16 protein-coding genes are annotated in these 20,884 nt (G+C 69.1%); 8 read left to right on the top strand and 8 right to left on the bottom strand.

All coding sequences use genetic code 11. The features are described 5' to 3' along the window. Positions 1–26: 26 nt before the first annotated feature. Positions 27–431, top strand: a complete 405-nt coding sequence (locus ACFOW8_RS23290; protein ID WP_378553566.1) for a hypothetical protein — start codon at positions 27–29, stop codon at positions 429–431. Here ACFOW8_RS23290 and ACFOW8_RS23285 read toward each other — a convergent pair. From ACFOW8_RS23285 to ACFOW8_RS23270, 4 genes are all read right to left on the bottom strand, one after another. Next, entirely contained in the window at positions 350–1,351 is a 1,002-nt protein-coding gene (locus ACFOW8_RS23285; RefSeq protein ID WP_378554648.1) for a zinc-binding alcohol dehydrogenase family protein, read from the bottom strand. The two genes, ACFOW8_RS23290 and ACFOW8_RS23285, sit on opposite strands and share 82 nt — an antisense overlap. Before the next feature lie 421 nt (positions 1,352–1,772). Continuing rightward, entirely contained in the window at positions 1,773–2,030 is a 258-nt protein-coding gene (locus ACFOW8_RS23280) for an SHOCT domain-containing protein (RefSeq protein WP_280218074.1), read from the bottom strand. Positions 2,031–2,263: 233 nt separating this feature from the next. Further along, positions 2,264–3,256, bottom strand: a complete 993-nt coding sequence (locus ACFOW8_RS23275) for an Acg family FMN-binding oxidoreductase (protein WP_378553565.1) — start codon at positions 3,254–3,256, stop codon at positions 2,264–2,266. Then, positions 3,253–4,266: a universal stress protein gene (locus ACFOW8_RS23270; RefSeq protein WP_378553564.1), complete on the bottom strand. Its 1,014-nt coding sequence runs from the start codon at positions 4,264–4,266 to the stop codon at positions 3,253–3,255. The genes ACFOW8_RS23275 and ACFOW8_RS23270 overlap by 4 nt, the downstream gene beginning before the upstream one ends. Before the next feature lie 290 nt (positions 4,267–4,556). On the opposite strand from ACFOW8_RS23270, the gene ACFOW8_RS23265 reads away from it, so the two are divergent. From ACFOW8_RS23265 to ACFOW8_RS23255, 3 genes are all read left to right on the top strand, one after another. Further along, a complete protein-coding gene (locus tag ACFOW8_RS23265; protein ID WP_378553563.1) occupies positions 4,557–5,516 on the top strand; it encodes an acyl-ACP desaturase in 960 nt (319 codons plus the stop codon). 177 nt (positions 5,517–5,693) lie between these two features. Further along, positions 5,694–6,008 carry a hypothetical protein gene (locus tag ACFOW8_RS23260; protein WP_378553562.1) on the top strand — a complete coding sequence of 105 codons (315 nt, stop codon included), beginning with the start codon at positions 5,694–5,696 and terminating at the stop codon, positions 6,006–6,008. 248 nt (positions 6,009–6,256) lie between these two features. Further along, entirely contained in the window at positions 6,257–7,171 is a 915-nt protein-coding gene (locus ACFOW8_RS23255; RefSeq protein ID WP_378553561.1) for a universal stress protein, read from the top strand. Positions 7,172–7,192: 21 nt separating this feature from the next. Here the strand turns inward: ACFOW8_RS23255 and ACFOW8_RS23250 are convergent, their stop codons facing one another. Then, positions 7,193–7,750: a hypothetical protein gene (locus ACFOW8_RS23250; RefSeq protein ID WP_378553560.1), complete on the bottom strand. Its 558-nt coding sequence runs from the start codon at positions 7,748–7,750 to the stop codon at positions 7,193–7,195. 620 nt (positions 7,751–8,370) lie between these two features. Here ACFOW8_RS23250 and ACFOW8_RS23245 point away from each other — a divergent pair. Together ACFOW8_RS23245 and ACFOW8_RS23240 are read left to right on the top strand one after the other, a co-directional pair. Beyond that, the gene (locus tag ACFOW8_RS23245; protein WP_378553559.1) at positions 8,371–9,339 is read left to right on the top strand and encodes an AurF N-oxygenase family protein; all 969 of its coding nucleotides are present in this window, start codon (positions 8,371–8,373) and stop codon (positions 9,337–9,339) included. 99 nt (positions 9,340–9,438) lie between these two features. After that, on the top strand, positions 9,439–11,019 hold the full coding sequence (locus ACFOW8_RS23240; RefSeq protein ID WP_378553558.1) for a flavin-containing monooxygenase: 1,581 nt from the start codon (positions 9,439–9,441) through the stop codon (positions 11,017–11,019). On the opposite strand, the gene ACFOW8_RS23235 is transcribed toward ACFOW8_RS23240, so the two are convergent. Together ACFOW8_RS23235 and ACFOW8_RS23230 are read right to left on the bottom strand one after the other, a co-directional pair. Then, a complete protein-coding gene (locus ACFOW8_RS23235; RefSeq protein ID WP_378553557.1) occupies positions 11,007–12,017 on the bottom strand; it encodes a hypothetical protein in 1,011 nt (336 codons plus the stop codon). The genes ACFOW8_RS23240 and ACFOW8_RS23235 overlap by 13 nt on opposite strands. 274 nt (positions 12,018–12,291) lie before the next feature. Beyond that, positions 12,292–13,212, bottom strand: a complete 921-nt coding sequence (locus ACFOW8_RS23230; protein ID WP_378553556.1) for a sigma 54 modulation/S30EA ribosomal C-terminal domain-containing protein — start codon at positions 13,210–13,212, stop codon at positions 12,292–12,294. Between the two features lie 304 nt (positions 13,213–13,516). Between ACFOW8_RS23230 and ACFOW8_RS23225 the strand changes: the two genes are divergently transcribed. After that, the gene (locus ACFOW8_RS23225; RefSeq protein ID WP_378553555.1) at positions 13,517–16,804 is read left to right on the top strand and encodes a beta-phosphoglucomutase family hydrolase; all 3,288 of its coding nucleotides are present in this window, start codon (positions 13,517–13,519) and stop codon (positions 16,802–16,804) included. Positions 16,805–16,815: 11 nt separating this feature from the next. Here ACFOW8_RS23225 and ACFOW8_RS23220 read toward each other — a convergent pair whose 3' ends face one another. Beyond that, positions 16,816–18,201 carry an MBL fold metallo-hydrolase gene (locus ACFOW8_RS23220; protein WP_378553553.1) on the bottom strand — a complete coding sequence of 462 codons (1,386 nt, stop codon included), beginning with the start codon at positions 18,199–18,201 and terminating at the stop codon, positions 16,816–16,818. 600 nt (positions 18,202–18,801) lie between these two features. Between ACFOW8_RS23220 and ACFOW8_RS23215 the strand changes: the two genes are divergently transcribed. Then, positions 18,802–20,874 carry an MMPL family transporter gene (locus ACFOW8_RS23215; RefSeq protein WP_378553552.1) on the top strand — a complete coding sequence of 691 codons (2,073 nt, stop codon included), beginning with the start codon at positions 18,802–18,804 and terminating at the stop codon, positions 20,872–20,874. The last annotated feature ends 10 nt before the right edge of the window (positions 20,875–20,884 follow it).

Below are 20,884 nucleotides of genomic sequence, written 5' to 3'. Positions count from 1 at the left end.
CAGATCCTGTTCGACCCCTCTGGTTCATGATCTCGATGTATCTGCGGCGACTCGACCCCCGGCGGTCCGTGCTGCGCTTGCTCGCCGGGCTGATGGCGACCTGGGCTTTCGCCGGGGCCTTCGGCCTCATCACCGGCGCGGTGCCGCTGCGCCCGGTGATCGTCGAAAAGATCCCCTGGCACAGCCCGATTCTGGCGGGAGTAGCACTGGCCCTGTGGGTGGGCCTTCCGATGACAGTCGTGGCGCTGACGGTCAACGACGACGCCGCGCACAACGCGCAGACGACGATGGTGGCCGCGGCCGCGCTGATCGGCTGGGTGCTGCTGCAGCTCGGGGCCGTACAACGCGATCAGGGTATCAGGACGGCCGCGCCGTCGAATCGGCCGAGTGAGAGGTCGAGCAACGCGCGATCGGCGCGCTCGAGCGGGTAGCGATGGGACGAGACCCGCAGCGGGTATCGCTGTGCCAGGGTGAGGAATTCCCTCGCCTGTGCCCGGGTGTTGGACGTGACACTCCGAATCTGACGCTCCCGGAACAGATGTCGCTGATAGTTCAGCGCCGGAATGTCGGTGAGATGGATGCCGGCGATCGCCAGCGTGCCCCCCGCGTCCAGCGCCGCCATCGCCGGCGGCACCAGCTCTCCGACCGGTGCGAACAGGATCGCGGAGTCCAGCGGCTCCGGCGGCGCGTCGGCGGCGCCCTGCACCGAATCCGCACCGAGCTCCGACGCGAGCTCCCGCGCCGCCGGATCCCTGGTCATCACATGCACGCGGGCACCGCGGGCCAGTGCGATCTGGGCGGTGAGGTGGGCGCTACCGCCGAATCCGTAGATGCCGAGAACACCGTTCTCCGGCAGCTCGGCTCGCACCAGCGCGTGGTACCCGATGACGCCGGCGCACAGCAGCGGCGCCAGCTCCTCGTCGGAATAGCCCGCAGGCAACGGCAGCGCGTAATCCACTGGGACAGTGGCGAATTCGGCGTAACCGCCGTCGGCGTCCCAGCCGGTGTAGCCCGAGCGCGGGCACAGGTTCTCCGCCCCACGCAGACAGTATCGGCAGACTCCGCAGGTCTGCCGCAGCCACGGGATACCCACCCGGTCGCCGACCGCCACCCCGCCGTACCCGTCCGGGACCGACACGACCTCCGCGACGACCTCGTGTCCGGGCGTCACCCCACGGCGGTGGACGGGCAGATCCCCTTCGACCACATGCAGGTCCGTCCGGCACACGCCGCAGCACAACACCCTGACCAGGAGTTCGTCCGCTCCCGGCACCGGCACCGGCTCCTCGCCGAACCGCAGTGGAGCGGCCGACCCGATCGGACCGGGACGGGCCACCCGCCAGGCTCGCATCATCTCGCCGCTCCCTTCATGGGTGTGCGTTCGTCGCCATGTCCACCCTGGCACGGCGACGCGCCGCCGACGAGGAGTCCACGCCCGGCTCCGCGTCCGTGCGGCCGGAGATCGCGTTGCCGGGCGCCGGGAAACAGAACCGGCGGTCGCGGCGCGGACGTGACCGGCCACGGTCGCGGAGACCATCGCCGCGTACCAACGATCTGCCTGCGCAGCCGCGTCGCGACCTCGCCGGCGATCCGGTCGGCGGGAGCAGGCGTCTGCGCCCGTACCGTTCTGCCGTCCAGCGTGAGGTTCATCTGAACCAGCAGCGGTTCATCGCCGCCGGGGCCATACCCAGGGACAGAGCCGAAAGTCCTCGCCGGGACGGTCGCTGGTCCCTGGTGTGCCCGCGACTCCGCATGTTCGACAATGCGGGCGATCACCCTGTCGTGGCCGAACGCAGAACAGCCAGCCGATCCGCGTATTCCTTCGCATCGATCTCGCCACGGGCGAAACGCTCCGCCAGGACATGCTCGGCGCCCGGCGGCACCGGGTGCGCGCGGCGCTCGTTGTCCACCCGGAACAGGTACCGCAGGGCGAGCACGAAGCCGGCGATCAGCAGAGCCCAGAACAGGACCATGCCGAAGCCCATCCAGACGTAACCCCAGCCACTGACATCGTGGTCATACCAGTACATTTCGGTCTCCTCCGTGATCCGGACCGCACGGGCGGCGGTCCACCGGTAGTGCAACCATGGCCCTTCTCGTCATCACGGGGTAAGGGCCGACAGGCACCGGCGCGGAGTACCAAGTGCTCCCCCGACCGCACCGATCCCGATGCCGATTCGGGCACGGTGCCGGACACTGATACTCCTTCTCGTCGCGGCGGGTCGACATCGCGGGCCGGGGCCGCCACCGCGGCCGAGCGGCTTCACCGCCCTGAACGCGCGACGGTGTCGTCGTCACTCACCAGCAGTTCCGCGAGGGGACGTCGTGGCGTCTCCGGCGGCTTCCCCGCGCTCGTCGGCGCCCAGCCCACGCGCAGAACGGCCTGCGGGTGGGCGAGATCGTGCAGCAGCCTCTCGCGCATCTTCGCGCGCTGTTCGGGGATCTCGAGCGGCTCGGTGAGCAAGCAGGTGGCCAGCCCGACGCCGGTCGCCGTCAGCAGGACGCTGCTGATCGCTTCGCCCGCACGCAGTCTCGACGCCCGATCGTCGGCGGGAGTACCGATGACGAGCAGGTCGGCGTGGTCCGGTTCGGTTGCCGGATCGGTGAATTCGGATCCGGCGAACAACCGGGCCGGTAGCTCGTCGTCCGGGCGCGGACTGGGCGTGTTGCGCGCGGGCACCCCGTCCACACTGCCGTGCCTGCCCGACCACATCGCGAGTTCGAATCGGTACGACTCGTCGCCGGCGTGGGCGCGCCCCGCCGCCTGGGCGGCGGCCCGCAGCGATCCCCGATCGTCGATCCGGTGCACCACGGCGCCTTGCGCCGCCGCCCGTTCGGTGAACAGGCCGAGGTAGCCGGCCGGGATCGGCCACGACGTGTAATGCCGGCGGTCGGTCCTGCGCACACTGATGGCCTTGCTCATCTGGATGTCGAGTGGGGTGGGTCGATGCGGCACCAACGTCACCGCGGCCAGGTGATCCGGGTCGGCGGGATCGGGTACCCGGTGAATCACCGGCGCCCAGCCCATCGCCGACATCGCCACCGTCAGATGGTGCAGGGCCGCACCGCAGCTGATCACGATATCGCGCTGGTCGGGGTCGGTCGCGGGCAGGGCGCGTTCGCGGTCGAGGTAGAGGTGGATGCTGTGGTCGGCGATGCGCCAGCGCCACGGCTGGACGTTGTGCACGGACGGCGCACGCCCGGCGAGCGTCAGAGCCGCCTTCACGGTGGTGTCGTCGGGAAGTCCGCGTTTCATACTGTCCGTCCTTCGTCGTTTCTGTCGCGGACGACGATCATCGGGATGTCGACCGAGTGCAGCAGGGCGTTGCTCGTGGAGCCGAGCAGCATGCTGGTGAATCCACCGCGCCCGTGACTGCCCACGACCAGTAGCTGGGCCGAAGCGGCCTCCTGCAACAGCGCACGGACCGGACGGTTGGCGACGACGACGCCGCGCACCGCCACGTCCGGATAGCTCTCGCGGTAGCCCGCCAGCGCCTCGGAGAGTTCGGTTTCGGCTGTCTGCCTGCCCATTTCCCAGCCGAACGCGGGCAGATCAGCGCTGGAGTCGCTGAACGCGTGCACCGCCACGAGATCGACCTTGCGGCGCGAGGCCTCCTCGAACGCCAGCCGCACCGCGGGCACGCTGTTGCCGGATCCGTCGACGCCGACCAGCACCGGCAGCGCGGCGGACACCGGGTCCGTCGCGACGATGCCCTGGACCACGGCGACCGGGCAGTGGGCATGACGCGTCACCGCGGTACTGACCGAGCCGAGCAGCCCGCGCTGGAAGGCGCCGATGCCGCGGCTGCCGACCACGAGCATCTCCGCCGTGGTCGACCGGTCGATCAGCAGCGGCGCGGCGAGTTCGAAGGCGACCTCGGTGGTGATCGTGAGGTCCTCGTCGGGCACCGCCGCGCGGGCCACCCGCGCCGCTTCCCCGACCACTCGCTCGGCGTCCACCCGGAGCCATTCCAGATCCGCCTCGCCCAGCGACATCCCCGGACCGAAGCCGGTCTGGATCGCCGCCGAGGTGAGAATGTGCAGCGGCAGGTGATGCAGGACCGATTCGGCCGCGGCCCACGCCGCGGCCTGGTAGGAGTTCGCGGAGCCGTCGACCGCGGCCAGCACGGGCCGGGGCCGGTGTTCGGTGGGCCGCGCCTTCTTCTCGGTCACAGTCGAGCCTTTCTGTGGGGTCACCAGCCCGTCGCCGGCGTCGACATCCAGCATTCCCGCGACCACCCCGCCGAAGTCAGGGGCCAAAGTCATGGGTGCGACGGGCCGATCGGCCCCGATTCCGCTCCGTGGTCGCGGTGTCGCCGCGGCATCAGTTGTGCTCGGGCGCTTCCCGTTCCAGCAGGCGGATACCGGTCACGAGGTCGGGGTCGATGGTCCTGTCCTGATGAGACCGAACCGGCGCGGCGAGGACCCAGTGCCGAAAGCCCCTTCACGATGGGCCCTTCCGCCCTACGAACCCGCGACACCGCGGTGGTGAGGTAAGCCGGCCGCCACCGGAGGGCGTATCCGTCTCATCCACAGCAGAAGGGCAGACGACCACCGTGCCTCGTGACCTGACACAGCGTGAGATCCTCACCGAACTGGAACCGGTCGCCGAGAGCTGTCTCAACAGCCATCTCGGCATGAGCAAGGACTGGCAGCCGCACGACTACATCCCCTGGGAACAGGGGCGCAACTTCGCGATGCTCGGCGGAATCGACTGGGAACCCGAACAATCCACGCTCAGCGAGGTCGCCAAGGCGGCCATGATCACCAATCTGCTCACCGAGGACAACCTGCCGTCCTACCACCGCGAGATCTCCAAGAACTTCTCCCGCGACGGCGCCTGGGGCACCTGGGTCGGCCGGTGGACCGCGGAGGAGATGCGGCACAGCACCGTGATCCGCGACTACCTGGTGGTCACTCGGGGCGTCGACCCCGTCCGGCTGGAATCGGCGCGGATGCGACACATGACCACCGGGTTCTCGGCCGGGACCGACGCGGCCGATCCCGACAGCGGCGCCGGCCTGCTGTATTCGGTGGCCTACGTGAGTTTCCAGGAACTGGCCACGCGGGTCACCCACCGCAACACCGGCAAGGTCTGCGACGACGACATCGCCGACAGAATGCTGCAGCGGATCGCCGCCGACGAGAACCTGCACATGATCTTCTACCGCAGCGTCTGCGCGGCCACGTTGGACCTCGTACCCGATCAGGCGATCGAAGCGATCGACACCATCGTCTGCAACTTCCAGATGCCCGGCGCCGGCATGCCCGACTTCCGCAGGCACGGCGTGCTGATGGCCAAGCACGGCGTCTACGACCTTCGTCAGCATCTGGAAGAAGTCCTGAATCCCGTCCTGCGCCAGTGGAACATCTTCGAGCGCGACGACTTCACCGCTCGCGGCGAGCGAGCCAGGGACCATCTGGCCGCCTTCCTCGACGACCTGGCGACGGTGAAGATCCCCCGGTTCGAGGAGCAGCGCGATCGTGCCCTCGCACGGGACCGAGCACGGGCCTGACCTCCGGCGAGGACCGCCCCGGCGGATCGCCCGTCCAGGCCGCGGACGCCAGGCGACCAACGGCGAATCCGGCGAGGACGTTCGGCACTGCCGGGTTCGGTACCGCCGCGGCCATCCTGGGTCATGGACCCTCGCACGCATCCGCTACCGATCGCGACTCTCACCGTCAATCCCACGGTGGACCTCGCCCTGGAAGTGGGATTCAGCGCCACGGTGGCCCGCGCCGTCGCCGATGCCGGCGCCGCGCTGATCGCCGACATCACCGGCGGCCGGCTGACGACGATGCTCGCCGAACGCGTCTTCCTGCTCCGGCTGGACCGGGTGGAGGCCGCGGCGGTCCACTCCCTCGTGGCGCGGATGCGCGCACGTCCGGTTCCGTACCCGAATGACGATCTCGTGCTTCTCCGGGCACGGTGCCGAAAGTCCCGGCTGTTCGGGCACAGGTGCCCTGCCGATGGCCGACCGGGACAGCCACCCTGGGGATATGAGTGAGATCACCTCCGCCGACCACGACCGGCAGTGGTCCAGGGCGCGCCTGTCGTCGTGGGCGTCGACGAGTCGGCCACCGCGATCCGCGCCGCGCAGTGGGCAGCCGTCGTCGCCGACGCCCGCCGGGCACCGCTGGCACCGACGATCAAACACCTTCGCGCTCCGCGGAGACCCGGCGGCACGGCGGCCGTACAGGGCGCTCGACACCGATCCTCGCGCACGCCTGACAGACGACATCGAAGGAACCAGCCATGACCGAGTCCGACCTCGCCCAGCAGTCCCCCACCGCACCGATCGTCGTCGGTACCGACGGCTCGGAAGCCGGCGGGCGCGCGGTGCGGTGGGCAGCGGAGGCCGCGGCGATCGGCGCGCGACCGCTGCGGATCGTGCACGCCGCCGACCTCACCGCCGCGCAGATCCTGCTAGACCCCTACGACCTGCCGATGAGCTCTGTCACCGAAGCGATGCGGGGTTTCGGCGCGGATTGCCTGCATGCGGCGAGAGCACAGGCGCACACCGTCGATCCCGCGTCGGCCGTCGAGACCGTCATCGTCGACGGCACCCCGGCACCGGTGCTCGTGGCGGAATCCGGCACCGCGCACCTGACCGTCGTCGGCGCGGTGGGCCTCAGCGGTGGCGGGCTCTTCGGCTCGACCGTCCTCACCCTCGCCGCCCACGCCCGCGGTGCGCTGGTCGTGGTGCGCGACGCCGGTTCCGAACAGCCCGCCCAGGGCACCGCGCCGATCGTCGTCGGGGTCGACGACAGCGAACACAGCCGGTCCGCGGTGGCGGCGGCCTTCGCCGAGGCCGACGAACGCCGGGCCGAACTCGTCGTCGTGCACTCCTGGAGTGACCTCCGGTTCGGCTGGTTCGCCGGGCTGCCGGACGCGCTGCTCGATGGTCGCGCCCACGCCGACGCCCAGGAGTTGATCGACGACCAGCTCGCCGGCTGGCAGGAGAAGTACCCCGCGGTCGAGGTCACACGGAGGATCTACTTGTCCGGCCCCTCTCATCATCTGATCGAATGGTCGTCATCAGCACAGCTGCTCGTCCTCGGCAACCGAGGTCGTGGCGGCTTTCCCGGCTTGCGGCTCGGATCGACGGCGAACGCCCTGATCCAGTGCGCCCGTTGCCCCGTCATGGTCGTCCATCCGGGCTCCGAGTGAGACCGTACGGCGCCCTCGGCGTCACTGATGCTCGGGGAGTACGAGGTCCTCCACCGGGCAACGAGACGTCACGGCCGGCGGGGCGCCGGTGTCCGGTGCCCATCCCACGCGCAGGAGAGCGTGCGGGTACGCGGTGCCGCCCAATACTTCGGTCCGGATGACGGCCCGTCGCGACTCGAGCGGCTCAGTGAGCAGGCATGTGGCCAGTCCGATGTTGGTGGCGGTCAGCAGCACCGCGCTGATCGACTCGCCGGCACGCAACCTCGACAGCGCATCGTCGCCGGGTGTGCCGGCGACGAAGAGCTCGGCGTGATCGACGACCGGGGCTTCCATCTCCGCCGAACCGATCTCGACCGGCGGCCATCGCGTCCCGCTCGCACAGGTCACCATCAGGGGCGAGCCCGCGTACGCCGCGAGTTGTTCGCGGTCGGTGTCGGAGACGAGCTGTACGAGGCCGCCCAACGTTGCCGCGCGCTCCCGGAACAGGCTCAGATACCCGGCCGGTATCGGACGCATCCGATAGGGACGATCATCACTGCGCCGCTCCGTGATCGCGTCGCGCAGCGACTTCTCCAGCATCGTGGCACGATGCGGCACCAAGCGAAGTGCGGCCAGCAGCCCGGGGCGCGCGGGATCCGGCAGCCTGCGGACCACCGTGGCCCACCCGGCCGCCGCGAACGCCACACTCGCGTGGTGCAGCGCGATGCCACAACCCAGGATCGCGTCCCGCGAGGCGGGGTCGGTCTCGAACGGCGAACAGCGCGGATCGAGGTAGAGGTCGACGCCACGATCGGAGACCCGCCACCGCCACGGCTGAGTGTTGCGCCGGGACGGCGCACGCCCAGCGAGCGTCAGTGCCGCTGCGACTGTGCGGCGGTCGGGCATTCGGCGGTCCATCGGGCGTCGTCCTTTCCTCTGCGCATCCCACCGTGCCAGCGCGCCCCGAGCGGGGTTAGAGCACGAAGGCACCGTCCGAGATGACTTCGGACCGATACCCGCCGCCGGGAATCGCACGGCGGGACCGCGCAGGCCACTTCCGGTTCTGCCGTCGTCACGGCCAGCCGCCCAGGGCCGAAAGACCTCTCGAACCGGGGACCGAAGCCCTGGCCGGTGCTGCCCTTCGGAGCGTTGGCACGGCCAAACAAACATGCAACTCTCAGTAACACTTATTCGCGGCCGACGGTCGCCGAGCCCTGGGAGTGGAATTGACCAGCGAGCAGACTTTCGACGAAACCGTGAAGACGCTGTCCGAAGCCTCGGTCACCGTGCACTTCGACGCCTTCACCGACATCGCCTGGGACAACCCCGACTACGCGATCTCGTGGACCGACCCACGCTGGGTGCTGCCCGCCGTGGATCCACTCGGCAGGCACCCGTGGTACCAGGCTCTGCCCGTCGAACGGCAGATCGAGATCGGTATCTGGCGCCAGGCCAACGTCTGCAAGGTCGGGCGCACGTTCGAGGAGATCCTGATCGGCGGGATCATGGCGTTCGCGATCACACTTCCCAACGGCAGACCGGAGTTTCGCTACATCACCCACGAGGCGACCGAGGAGTGCCATCACACGCAGATGTTCCAGGAGTTCGTCAACCGTTCCGGGGCCGATGTCCCCGGAGCTCGCCGGCTGTTCCGACGAGCGGGGCCGTTCATCTCGCTGGCAGGCCAGTTCACCCCGGCGCTGTTCTGGGCCGGAGTGCTGGCCGGCGAGGAACCGATCGACCACATCCAGAAGGCCTACCTCCGGTCCGATGTCGAACTGCATCCGCTGATCGAGCGGATCATGCAGATTCACGTCGCCGAGGAAGCGCGGCACATCTCCTTCGCCCATCGCTACCTGCGCGAGACCGTCGCCACCTTCCGCCCCGTCCGCCGACTGCTGCTGTCACTGGCCTTCCCCCTCATCATGCGCGTGTTGTGTGACGTCATCGTGATTCCCCCGAAGGAGATGACCGAGGAGCTCGGCATCCCGAAAAACGTTATCCGCGAAGCATTCTGGGACCACCCCGACTCCGCCCGGCAGTTGCGCGATGTCTTCGCCGATGTCCGTGCCCTGGCGACGGACGCCGGACTGATGAACCCCATCGCCCGGCTGCTGTGGCGATCGCTCGGCATCGACGGCCCGGCGTCGCGGTATCGCAGCGAACCAGCCCGTCGGGCGGTGGCCTGAGACCCGACGCGATCGGCCGACCGCGGCTTCGGCGCAGCGCGGGCGCGAACACCGACCGTGCGTATCCTCTACCCCTTACTTCGACAGGAGTACCACACCATGCTCAGTGAGCCCGAAATCGCGCGCTCCCAGCACGATTCGGCGGTCGATCTCGACGTGCTCGTGGTGGGCGCCGGACTCTCCGGCATCGCCATGGGCCACTACCTGAAGACGCGGCTGCCGGACAAGTCCTTCCTGATACTGGACGCGCGGGACAGGATCGGTGGCACCTGGGACCTGTTCCGCTACCCCGGCATCCGATCGGATTCCGACCTGCAGACCTACGCCTACGAATTCAAGCCGTGGACCCACGATTCGGCGATCGCCGATGGCGATGACATCCTCGACTACCTCGCCGAGGCCGTCGACGACGACGACCTGTCGCCGAACATCCGATTCGGGCACAAGGTGCTCAGCGCCGACTTCTCCACCGACGAGGCGCGATGGACCGTGCGCGTTCGGGTGGCCGACACTCAGATCGTGACGATGACCTGCCGATTCCTGTTCAGCGCGGCGGGCTACTACTCATACGAGCACGCGCACGCGCCGCATTTCGACGGTCAAGAGGACTTCGCTGGGCGAATCGTCCATCCTCAGTTCTGGCCCGAAGACCTGGACTACCGGGGGCGACAGGTGGTGGTGATCGGCAGCGGAGCGACCGCGATCACCCTGGTGCCCGCCATGGCCGCGACCGCTGCCCACGTCATCATGCTGCAACGGTCACCGAGTTATGCCCTGCCGCTGCCCGGCACCGACCATCTCGCTGTCGCGCTGCGGACGGTGTTACCCGATGCCACGGCCTACCGCGTCACCCGGCGGCTCAATATCGCGCGCCAGCGGTTGCTCTGGGAGTTGAGCAGGCGATACCCGGCGGTGACCCGCCGCCTGATCCGTGCGGTGAACAAGGCGCTGTTGCCGCGCGGGTACGACGTCGACGTGCACTTCAAACCCCGCTACGAACCCTGGGACGAACGGCTGTGCGCGGTCCGCGACGGCGACCTGTTCCGGGCGATCCGCGAGGGCAGAGCTGAAGTGGTCACCGATCACATCGATCGATTCCTCGAGCACGGCATCGCGTTGACATCCGGCAAGACGATAGACGCCGACATCATCGTCACCGCGACCGGCTTGCGACTGCTCCCCTTCGGCGGCATCCAGCTGAGCAAGGACGGCGAGCCCATCGACATCGGCCGGACCATGGCGTTCAAGGGGATGATGCTCAGTGGCGTACCGAACTTCGCCTACGCGATCGGCTACACCAATTCGTCGTGGACACTGAAGCTGGATCTGGTGTGCGAGCACCTGTGCCGCCTGCTACGGCTGCTCGACGAGCACGGTCACGACATCGTGGAACCGGTCGCCGACCGGTCGGTCGAGCAGCGGCCGATGCTCGATTTCCACGCGGGCTACGTCCGCCGGGCCGCGGACGCGCTCCCCAAACAGGGCACCTGTGGCCCCTGGACCGTGACGATGACCTACGCTTCCGACCTGGCGCGTCTGCGCAAGGGCCCTGTCGACGACCCGGCCCTGAGATTCGGCCGGAGCAACGCGGATTCGGCCACCGGCACACGCCGGACACCCACGACGGCGCCCGAGATCCTGCTCGCGGACAGGGTGGACGGCCGAGCTCACGAGGGCTGACCGCGCGGACAGTCACGACGCCCTGCCGCCCGGAGCGCGCTCAGCGCCGCGCAGCTCACCCATTCGTTCGGCAACCGGCGACTGGTCGGCCCCCAACCGACCACCGACGACCCGCCGCCGGGCCGCGCGGCGCTGACCCGATAGAACTTGGCCTCCGCGGGAAAACCCCCGTCCGGCAAGCGCTTCGCCTCCAGCGCGTCGAGAGCCTCGCCGCAGCGTGGGTCGTCGATGACCCCGACCTCGGCCAGCACCGTCAACGCGAACAGGATGTCGTAATGCCAATAGCACGGGAAGTGCAGCTGGAGAAAGGACCGATCGATGACGGAGCCGTCGGTCCGGCGCCGGAACAGCCGGCGTCCGAGGAACAACTCGGCAGCGCGCCGGACCGCCTCGCGCGTATCGGCGTCTCCGGCGGTGCGGGCATAGGCGTTCACAGCCCGCAGCGGGACAAGGCTCTCCCCGAAGGACGACACACGGCCGGTCGCTCGCCGATCACAGTTCCAGCCACCGTCGGGCCATTGCGCCCGCAGCAGACGAGCCACGAGGCGATCCACCCGTTCATCGGCCAGCCCCAACCGCGGCAGCGCCCAGACCAGGTTCCCCTCGATGGAGGCGTGCAACGTCGGCAGGTCCCGGCCCCGAACCCGGCCGATGTGGCGCCGCTCGTACTCCGGTGACAACACCCAGCCCAGGGCTTGCTCGCGCAACGGCACCAAGGAGTCGTCCCCCGCCGGGTACCCGAGTTCGGCCAAGGCGACCAGCACCCAATGCGCCCCTCGCCATCTCGCATTGTAGGGATGGAAGGGCAGCGTACCGTCGGCGAGCCGCTCGGAGAGCAGGCGCCGCACACGCTCGCTACCGGGAATCGCCGCAGCCGCCGCGACCACCGCGGGGTCCGACGGCCCTACTCCGAGCACACCCAGGAGGGTGCGCCAACGGATGGACGGCTCCTCCGAGTGGAGGAGTCGTGCCACGATCGGGTCCGCGTCGGCGGCCATCCTCATCGCCGCCGTCCCGTAATACTTCCGGCCGGTTGCGCCGCGTCTGTCAATTGCTCGGTGAACCACACCGCCGCCGAGTACGCCGCCCGCCACGACAGCTGACCGAACAGCGGTACTCGAAGACGCCCTTCGAGTACCGCTCCCCGGCGCGCCGCCACGATGTCGCGCTCCCGCACCGCCGGTGCCGTGCTCGCTGCGAGGACGGTCACGACGCACCGCCCCGACGATCGGCGGCGTGCGCCGCACAACGCGCCACCTCGATGATCCGCATCTATCCCGCCGCCGGCGTGAGAAGGCCGTAGTGCCCGTCGTAGCGGTGATACAGCACCTGGCCCCGTCCCCGCTCCGGATCCCGGAAGAACACGAACGGCCAGCCCGTCACCTCCAGCCGGTCCACCGCGGCGTCGACACCCAGCTCGGGTGCGCGCGCGGAACTGATCGAGACGGCTTCTCTGCCCGCGCTCACCTGATCGGGGCGCGGGTCGAGCTGGGCCAGGCGAAGCCCCGTGGAGCCCGGCCGGTACAGGACGCTGTCGACGCCGCTTCCGGATTCGGTGAACAGGTGGAAGTCGTAGTCCAGCAACGCCATATCGAACGCCGCCTCGTCACAGGTCTCCTCCGCGAGGGCGAACGACTTGCGGCGCAGAATCTCCCGCTCCTCGACGGGGCGGGGAAAGTAGGGCAGTCGCTGTCGTGGCGCGGCCCCGTGGTGCCAGCTCGTCGCGTCCGCGGGCAGACGGGAGCCCCCGCGCTGCGCTTCCCAGCGGCGCGACAAGCGCTCCAACCGCGCACGCAGCCGGTCCGCCAGCGCATCGATGGCCTCGCGTGTGGTCGCGGCCGTGACCTGCGCGCGCACCGCGACTCCGGCCATGTTCACGTTCACTTGCGCCGTGATCGGTTCGCCGACCGCCGGGTCCGCGTGACCGGCGAGCCGCACCCGCACCGACAGGATTGGTTCCCCCGCATACCGTAGGGCCCAGCCGATCTTCTCACGGGCGTATTCCGACGCCGCGGCGGACACGTGCCGCCCTACCGAGATCCGAACAACCGCGTCCAACGGTTCCGCGCTCTGCAACATAGTGCTCTCCTTCTGGCTCACCGGATCAGACTCGCTGAGGAAGGCATCCGCGGGCAGGGCCCGAATACCAGCGCCTTGGATGCATCGGACACAGTTTCGCGGGACCTTCGTCACTCACCTGACGATGCACGCGGGCGGCGCAGCGCCACCGGCGCCGCGTGACCACGCGCAGGAGGGCCGTGCGGCCTGGCCGGCGGGGACTTCCGGCACTTCTGGACCTTCCGGCCACCTCGCAGACTGAGACCACGCCCCACGAGGAGGTACCGATGTCACTCGCCCACAGCGAAGTCCCCGATCCCCCGGCTCACGACGACGGCGCCGGAGCGGCGACGGTGCGCTGGCCGGAACCGAGCCCGCTCCAGCAATGGTGGAACGAGGTGATGAGCTCTACCGCACCACCTCGGAAGCGAGCGCCCGGATGCCCGTGAGCGAACCCGCGTGCACCGCCACTGGCTACCGCGCGGTCGTCTTCGACATGGACGGCGTGGTCACCGACACGGCCACGGTCCACGCGAACGCATGGAAGGCGCTGTTCGACGCGGTCTTGCCCGCGCTCGGCGGCGCCGACCTGCCGCCGTTCGATCCCGACCGCGATTACCGCGATCTGATCGACGGTCGCAGCCGTGAGGAAGGCGTACGACGATTCCTCGCGGCGCGCGGCATCGACGCACCTCCCGGGACACCCGACGACGGACCGGATCAGCTGACCGTGTGGGGCCTCGCCGCCCGCAAACAGTCCTTGTTCGCCGAGGCGCTCGCCCGTACGGGCGTACGTGTCTTCGCCGACGCCCGGCGAGTGCTCACCGGTCTGCACGACCACGGCATCCCCACGGCGCTGGTGACCGCGAGCCGCAACAGCCGCGCCGTTCTCGCCGCGGGCGACATCGCCGACATGTTCACTGTCCTCGTCGACGGCACCGACGCCCTACGGCTCGGCCTGGCGAGTAAACCGGATCCCGCGATGTTCCTCGAGGCCGCTCGCCGCCTCGGCGTGGATCCGAACGAGACCGTGGTGCTCGAAGACGCCACCGCCGGCGTCCAGGCGGCCGATACCGGCGGCTTCGGGCTGGTGATCGGCGTCGATCGCACCGGCTCCGGCGCGGCGCTCAACGCCGCGGGCGCCGATGTCGTCGTGACCGATCTGGCCGATCTTCCCCTTGTTCCCCATCCCGGCTTCCCGTCGCGGCCGCAACCGCGGTGGTGCGGTGGCGCGACGACCGCCGAGCCCGGCGGCTGGAACCTGTTCTACGACGACTACGACCCCACCCAGGAGGGCACGCGGGAAGCCTTGTGTACCACCGGTAACGGCTACTGGGCCGCACGCGGTTCGGTCCCGGGCTCCACGGTGGACGGCGTCCACTACCCGGGTACGTACCTCGCCGGTGTCTACAACCGGACGATCTCCCGGATCGACGATCGAATCCTGGAGACAGAGCATCTGGTCAACGCCCCGGACTGGACCTATCTCGCGGTCCGCGCGGCCGACGGGACGGCGCTGACCCCCGGTTCGCCGGCCATGCTCAGCCACCACCAGAATCTGGACCTGCGCGCGGGCGTGCTGACCACCATCGACCGCTACCGCGACGACCAGGGCCGGATCACCCGGATCACCACCCGGCGGTTCCATTCGGTGGTCGAAAGGCACCTCGCCGCAATCGAACTCACCATCGAAGCGGAGAACTGGTCCGGGTCGGTGGCCGTCACCTCCGCGATCAACGGCCGCGTCGGCAATCGCAACGTGGCGGCGGACCGGGCACTCGTCCCCGACCACCTCGTGCCGGGCGCCGGGCGGGAGCTCGGCGCCGACACCGTGCACTACGAGGCGACCACGACCCAGTCCCGGATCACGATCGCGACCGCGATCCGGACGCGTGTAGCCGATGCCGCCGACATCGTCCGCACGGCGCTCACCGACGAGCACCTCCACGGCCATGAACTCCTCGTGCCGCTGCGGCCCGCGGTGGCGGTCACGGTCGAGAAAATCGCGGCGGTGGCCACTTCCCGGGACCGCGCGTTGTCGACCCCGGCCACCGAGGTCGGTGCCCTGATCGACCGAGCGCCCGACCTCCCCACCCTGCTGGCGGCACACGTGGCAGGCTGGGCGCAACTGTGGGACCGGTTCGGCATCGACCTCGGCGACGGTCAGGACGACCGGCTCGCGTTGAACCTGCACATATTCCACGTCCTGCAGGCGACCATCGCCGCCCATCCCGACACCGACGCCGGCCTGCCCGCCAGGGGGCTGCACGGCGAGGCCTATCGCGGACACATCTTCTGGGACGAGCTGTTCGTCTACCCGATGCTCACCCTGCGCCGCCCCGAGCTCACTCGTGCTTTCCTGGAGTATCGGCACCGCAGGCTAGACCGTGCCCGCGACGCCGCCCGTGCGGCGGGACTGCCCGGCGCCCTGTATCCGTGGCAGAGCGGCAGTGACGGCCGCGAGGAGACACCGACCACGTTGTTCAACCCACGCAACGGCGAATGGATGCCGGACAACTCACGCCGCCAGTGGCATGTCGGCCTCGCGATCGCCTACAGCGTCTGGCAGTACTACCAGACCACGGCCGATCTGCGCTTCCTGATCGATCACGGCGCCGAGATACTGATCGAGGTCGCCCGGCTGTTCAGCGCGCTCGCCGTCCACGACCCCGCCGACGACCGCTTCGACATCGAGGGCGTGATGGGGCCGGACGAATTCCACGACGGGTACCCCGATGCTCCCGGACAGGGCATCCGCAACAACGCCTACACCAACGTGCTCGCCTCCTGGGTACTGCGACGCGCGCGCGAGGTCCTCGCTCTGCTCGACGGCGTGGATTGCGGACCCCTGTGGGAGCGGCTGCAGCTCACCGCCGAGGAGCCGCTGCGCTGGGACCGGGTCAGCCGCCGCCTGCGCGTGCCCTTCCATCAGGACGGGGTCATCAGTCAGTTCCAGGGCTACGAGGAACTTCGCGAATTCGACTGGGACGCTTACCGAACCGCCTACGGCCACATCGAACGCCTCGACCTGATTCTGCAGGCGGAAGGCGACACGACCAACCGCTACAAGGTTTCCAAACAGGCAGACGTGCTCATGCTGTTCTACCTGTTCTCCGCCGAGGAACTCCGTGACGGCTTCGAGCACCTCGGGTACGCGCTGCCGCCCGAGCTCATCCCGCGCACAGTCGACTACTACATGGCGCGCACCAGTCACGGCTCCACGCTGAGCCGCCTGGCCCACGCCTGGGTGCTCGCGCGCACCGACCGCACGCGCTCATGGGACTTGTTCGCGCAGGCCCTGCGCGCCGACCTGGCCGACACCCAGCGGGGCACCACCAGGGAGGGCGTGCACATCGGAGCGATGGCGGGCACCGCCGACATGGTGCTGCGCTGCTACAGCGGCATCGAGACCCGCCACGACACGCTGCGGCTGCATCCGGTGCTCCCCGCCGAACTCGACAGCACCGAGTTCACGGTCTCCTACCGTGGGCAACCGATCACCATCACCGTCACCCACAGCCGGGCCACGCTGCGCCTGCACCCCAGCGCCGCACCACCCATCCGCCTGTGTGTCGAGGATGTGGAGCGCACCATGGGGCCAGGGCAGATCTGGGACATGCCACTGCCCCGCGGCGCCAGGGTCCGCACCGACGTGCTGAGGTCGAGCACGCACGCGGGATCACACCGGATCGCTCTTCGAAACAGCCCAGGCGGCGAGGGCCGCTGATTCAACGCAGGTCAGGACGTTGCCGCCGCCTGGTGATCATTCCATGCTTTGTAGCCGCCGACCAGGTCGCTGACCTGTTCGACGCCCAGTGATCGGAGCAGTGACGCGGCGACGCTCGAGCGCCATCCGCCCGCGCAGTGCACCACGATCGGTACCCCGCTGGGCAGCTCACCGATCCTGGCACGCAACTGCGCCAGCGGAATGGGTTTCGCTTCGGGGATGTAGCCGAACTCGCGCTCGCCCGGATTGCGGATGTCGACGAGGGCGACCTGATCGGCTTCCAGCAGCTGCCGGAGTTCCTCGACGGATGTCCGCGGCGCCGCCTGCACGAGATCCGCCAGCTCCGCGGGAAAGATCCCTTCATCGTCGATCGTGAAGTATCCGACCGCCTCGTCGGACCCGATGCGGGCCAGTCGCAGCGCGGCGTCCTGCTCTTCGCCGGGGTAGGCGATCAGCACGATCCGGTCGCCGATCTCGGCCACCATGCCGCCGGTTTCGGCGAAGCGCCCGTCGAAACCGACATTCACCGATCCGCGTAGGTGCCCAGCGGCGAAATCCTCGGGGGTACGAGCATCGAGAATGACTGTGCCGGAAGCTATTTCGTCTCGAATCTGTCGCGCGGTGAACGCCGGGATCGCGCGGCGCGGATCCAGCACCGCGCGGTTGCCCTTGTTCAGGGCGGCGTCGACGTGGAAGTACTCCGGGACGGCCGGCTGATTGTGGGTGATCAGGGCGACGAAGGCTTCCTCACCCATCGGCCGCACCGAGGGATTGGTTCTGCGTTGTTCCCCGATCGTCGAGGTCAGTTCCGCGGACAGGTTCTTCCCGCACGACGAGCCCGCACCGTGCGCGGGCATGACGATCACCGAGTCCGGCAGTGCCAGCAGCGTCTCGTGGATCGTCCGGTACATGGCCCGCGCGAGATCGGCGGTGGAACCGTCGCCGAGGTTGACCAGGTCGGGTCGGCCCACGTCTCCGATGAAGAGCGAGTCACCGGTCAGCACCGCCGTCGGCTGGGCCGTCGGGTTTTCGCGTACCACCAGGCTGATCGATTCCCACGTGTGCCCGGGAGTCGACAGCACCTCCAACTCGACCTCGCCCAGCGAAACACGCTCGCCGTGCGTGAGCCGACGGATCGGATACGCGGTCTCGGCCGCCTCGCCGAAACCGATCCACGCCGCGGTGGCGGCGAGCAACTCGAGATGGCCGGAGACGAAGTCGGCATGGAAATGCGTGTTGATCACCCCTTCGATCGTCAGCCCGAGTCGCCGCGCGTCGTCGAGATACTCGGTGACGTCGCGCCGCGGATCGACGACGACGGCCCGGCCGGTGCTCTCGTCTCCGATCAGGTACGAGGCATGGGACAGACATTCGAGGTAGTACTGCTCGAGAATCATCACGTTCCTCCATTCCGACGACACGTTCGCGCTGCCGCTGTGGACAGATTGACACATACCCCCTAGGGTATGCAAGTACCCCCTGGGGTATCTTGGATCGAATCTCTACATCTCCGAGGAGGAGTTCATGTGCTATCCCGTCACCTGTTCGACCTGCAAAAAGACCACATGGGGCGGCTGCGGATCGCACATCGCCAGCGTGATGAATTCGGTGCCCGCATCTCGGCAGTGCACCTGCGATACGCGACCCGACCACACCAGCAACCGAGGAATCCTCGGCCGCATCCTGGGCCGCTGAACACCTGGCCGGGCGCCCGCTGAGCCGCCCGGCCAGGTGGCCGCTGAGCCGCCCGGCCAGGTGGCCGCTGAGCCGCCCGGCCGGGTGGCCGCTGGCGGCGCCGCCGGCCACCTCACCTCTTCCGACTCCCCGCGCCCCAGGGCTGATCTCGCCCGAAATATACCCCCACCCGTATAAGGAGCTTCCCGTTGCGCACCAACACCACCTCCCTCGGTGAGCAGTCGCCGACGACATCGAAACCCGGCCACGGATCAGCCCCACCGGGGGTGCCAGGCGGGGCGCTGGCTCGCTGGGGAGCGCGGATGGCCACGCACACGAAGTGGGTTTTCGGCGTGTGGCTGATCGCGCTGGTCGCGCTCGGCGCCGCGGCGCCGAGCGTGTTCGATTCTCTCGCCGGCGCCGGCTGGCAGGCCAACGGCTCGGAGTCGGTGCGCGCACGCGAGCTGGCGCAGCAGCATTTCGGCGGGAACTCCTCCGCCGCGGTGCAGGTGGTCGTGCACTCGGATTCGGCACAGGTTACAGATCCCGCCGTGCAGCAGGTCATCGCCGAGGCGACCACCCTGTTCCAGGGTGACGACCGCTTCGGCGACGTCATCGCCCCCCAACCCGGGATGACGATCAGCCCCGACGGCCACACCGGCGTCGTGATCGCCGGCGCCGCCGCGAGCACGGACGAGATGGTCAAGGCTGTCGACGACCTCGGCAGCGAACTGACCGCGCTGTCCACCGAGGACATCGAGGTCTACCCCACCGGCGCGTCCGCACTGTGGAGCGAGTTCAACAAGGCCAACCACGACGCCATGATCAAGGCGGAGATGCTCTCCTGGCCGGTGACACTGGCGATCATGGTGCTCGCCTTCGGATCACTGGTCGCCGCGGGCCTGCCGCTGCTGCTGACCCTCGCGGGCCTGGTCGCCTCGGCGGGCGGCCTGGTGCTGCTCAATTCCGTCACCCCGATCTCGGTGTGGGCGATGAATTTCGCCATGATGTTCGCCCTGGCGCTCGGCATCGACTACGCCCTCTTCCTCGTCGCGAGGTTTCGTGACGCGCTGCGAAAGACCACCGATACTCGCGCCGCCGTCGCCGAGACGATGGACACCGCGGGCAAGGCGGTGGTCCTGTCCGGCCTGACCGTGCTGGTGAGCCTGTCCGCGGTGTTGCTCGTCCCCGCGCCCGCGGTGCGGACCATGGCCGTGGGCATCATGCTCGCCGTCGCGTTCGTCCTCGCCGCCACGCTGACGCTGCTTCCGGCCGCACTGGGCGCGCTCGGGCCGAAGATCAACGCCGGGTCGCTGCCCTACGCCACCCGGCAGCAGCACCGGTCCCCCCGGTTCGAATCCTGGGGCAACCTGCTGCACAGGCACCCGTGGCCGTTCGCCATCGGCTCCCTGCTGGTGCTGACGGCATTGGCGATCCCGGCACTCGGCCTGAAGGTCGCCATGCCCTCGATCCAGGTCGTGCCCGCCGACGCCGCGGTGCGCCAGGGCTACGAACTGATCCAGGCCCAGATGGGCGAGGGAGCGCCGGGCATGTTCCAGATCATCGCCCCCACGGCCGACGCCGAGGCGACAGCCGCGACCGCGAGAACGACCGAGGGTATCGCCATGATCACCCCGCCGATGCCCAGCGCGGACGGCTCCGATCACGTGATGCTCCAGGCGATTCCAGCGGTCGACCCCTCGGATGAGGCGATGGGCGCGATCCTCGACCGTTTGCGCGCCGACCTGCCGGCGCAGGCACTGGTCGGCGGCGCTCCCGCGGAGAACCTCGACCTTCAGCAAGCGCTCGACGACTATCTGCCGGTGATCATCGGCGTGATCCTCGTGCTCGGTTTCGCACTGCTACTGGTCGCACTCCAGGCTCCGCTCATCGCCGTCCTCGGGACCGTGGTGAGCCTGCTCTCGACCGCGGCGGCGTTCGGCGTGGCCAAGCTGATCTTCCAGGACGGCCATGGCGCTAGCCTGCTCGGCTTCACCCCGCAGGGCTTCCTGGACGGCTGGGGGCCGGTGTTCTTCTTCGCGATGATCTTCGCCATCGCGATGGACTACACGGTCTTCCTGCTCGCGACCGCGAAGGAGCACTACGAGGAATCGGGTGATCCGAACGTCGCGCATGTCATGGGCCTGGCGCATTCGGGCCGCATCATCGCGGCTGCCGCGGCGGTGATGGTCGCGGTGTTCTTCACCTTCGCGCTCGCGGAGCCGCTGCCGCCCAAGGAGATGGGAATCATCCTCGGCGTCGCCGTGCTGCTGGACGCGGTCTTCATCCGCCTGATCCTGCTGCCGGTCCTGCTGCGCCTGACCGGGCACGCCGCCTGGTGGTCACCCGCCTGGTTGCGCCGCGCGCTACCGAAAATCACCTTCTCGCACGGCTGAGGTGGTCGGG

The sequence above is a fragment of the Nocardia rhizosphaerae genome (genome assembly GCF_042650365.1).
GTDB lineage: Bacteria > Actinomycetota > Actinomycetes > Mycobacteriales > Mycobacteriaceae > Nocardia > Nocardia rhizosphaerae.
The sequence above is the reverse complement of the archived record's forward strand: the minus strand, read 5'-3'. Positions and strand labels throughout refer to the sequence as shown.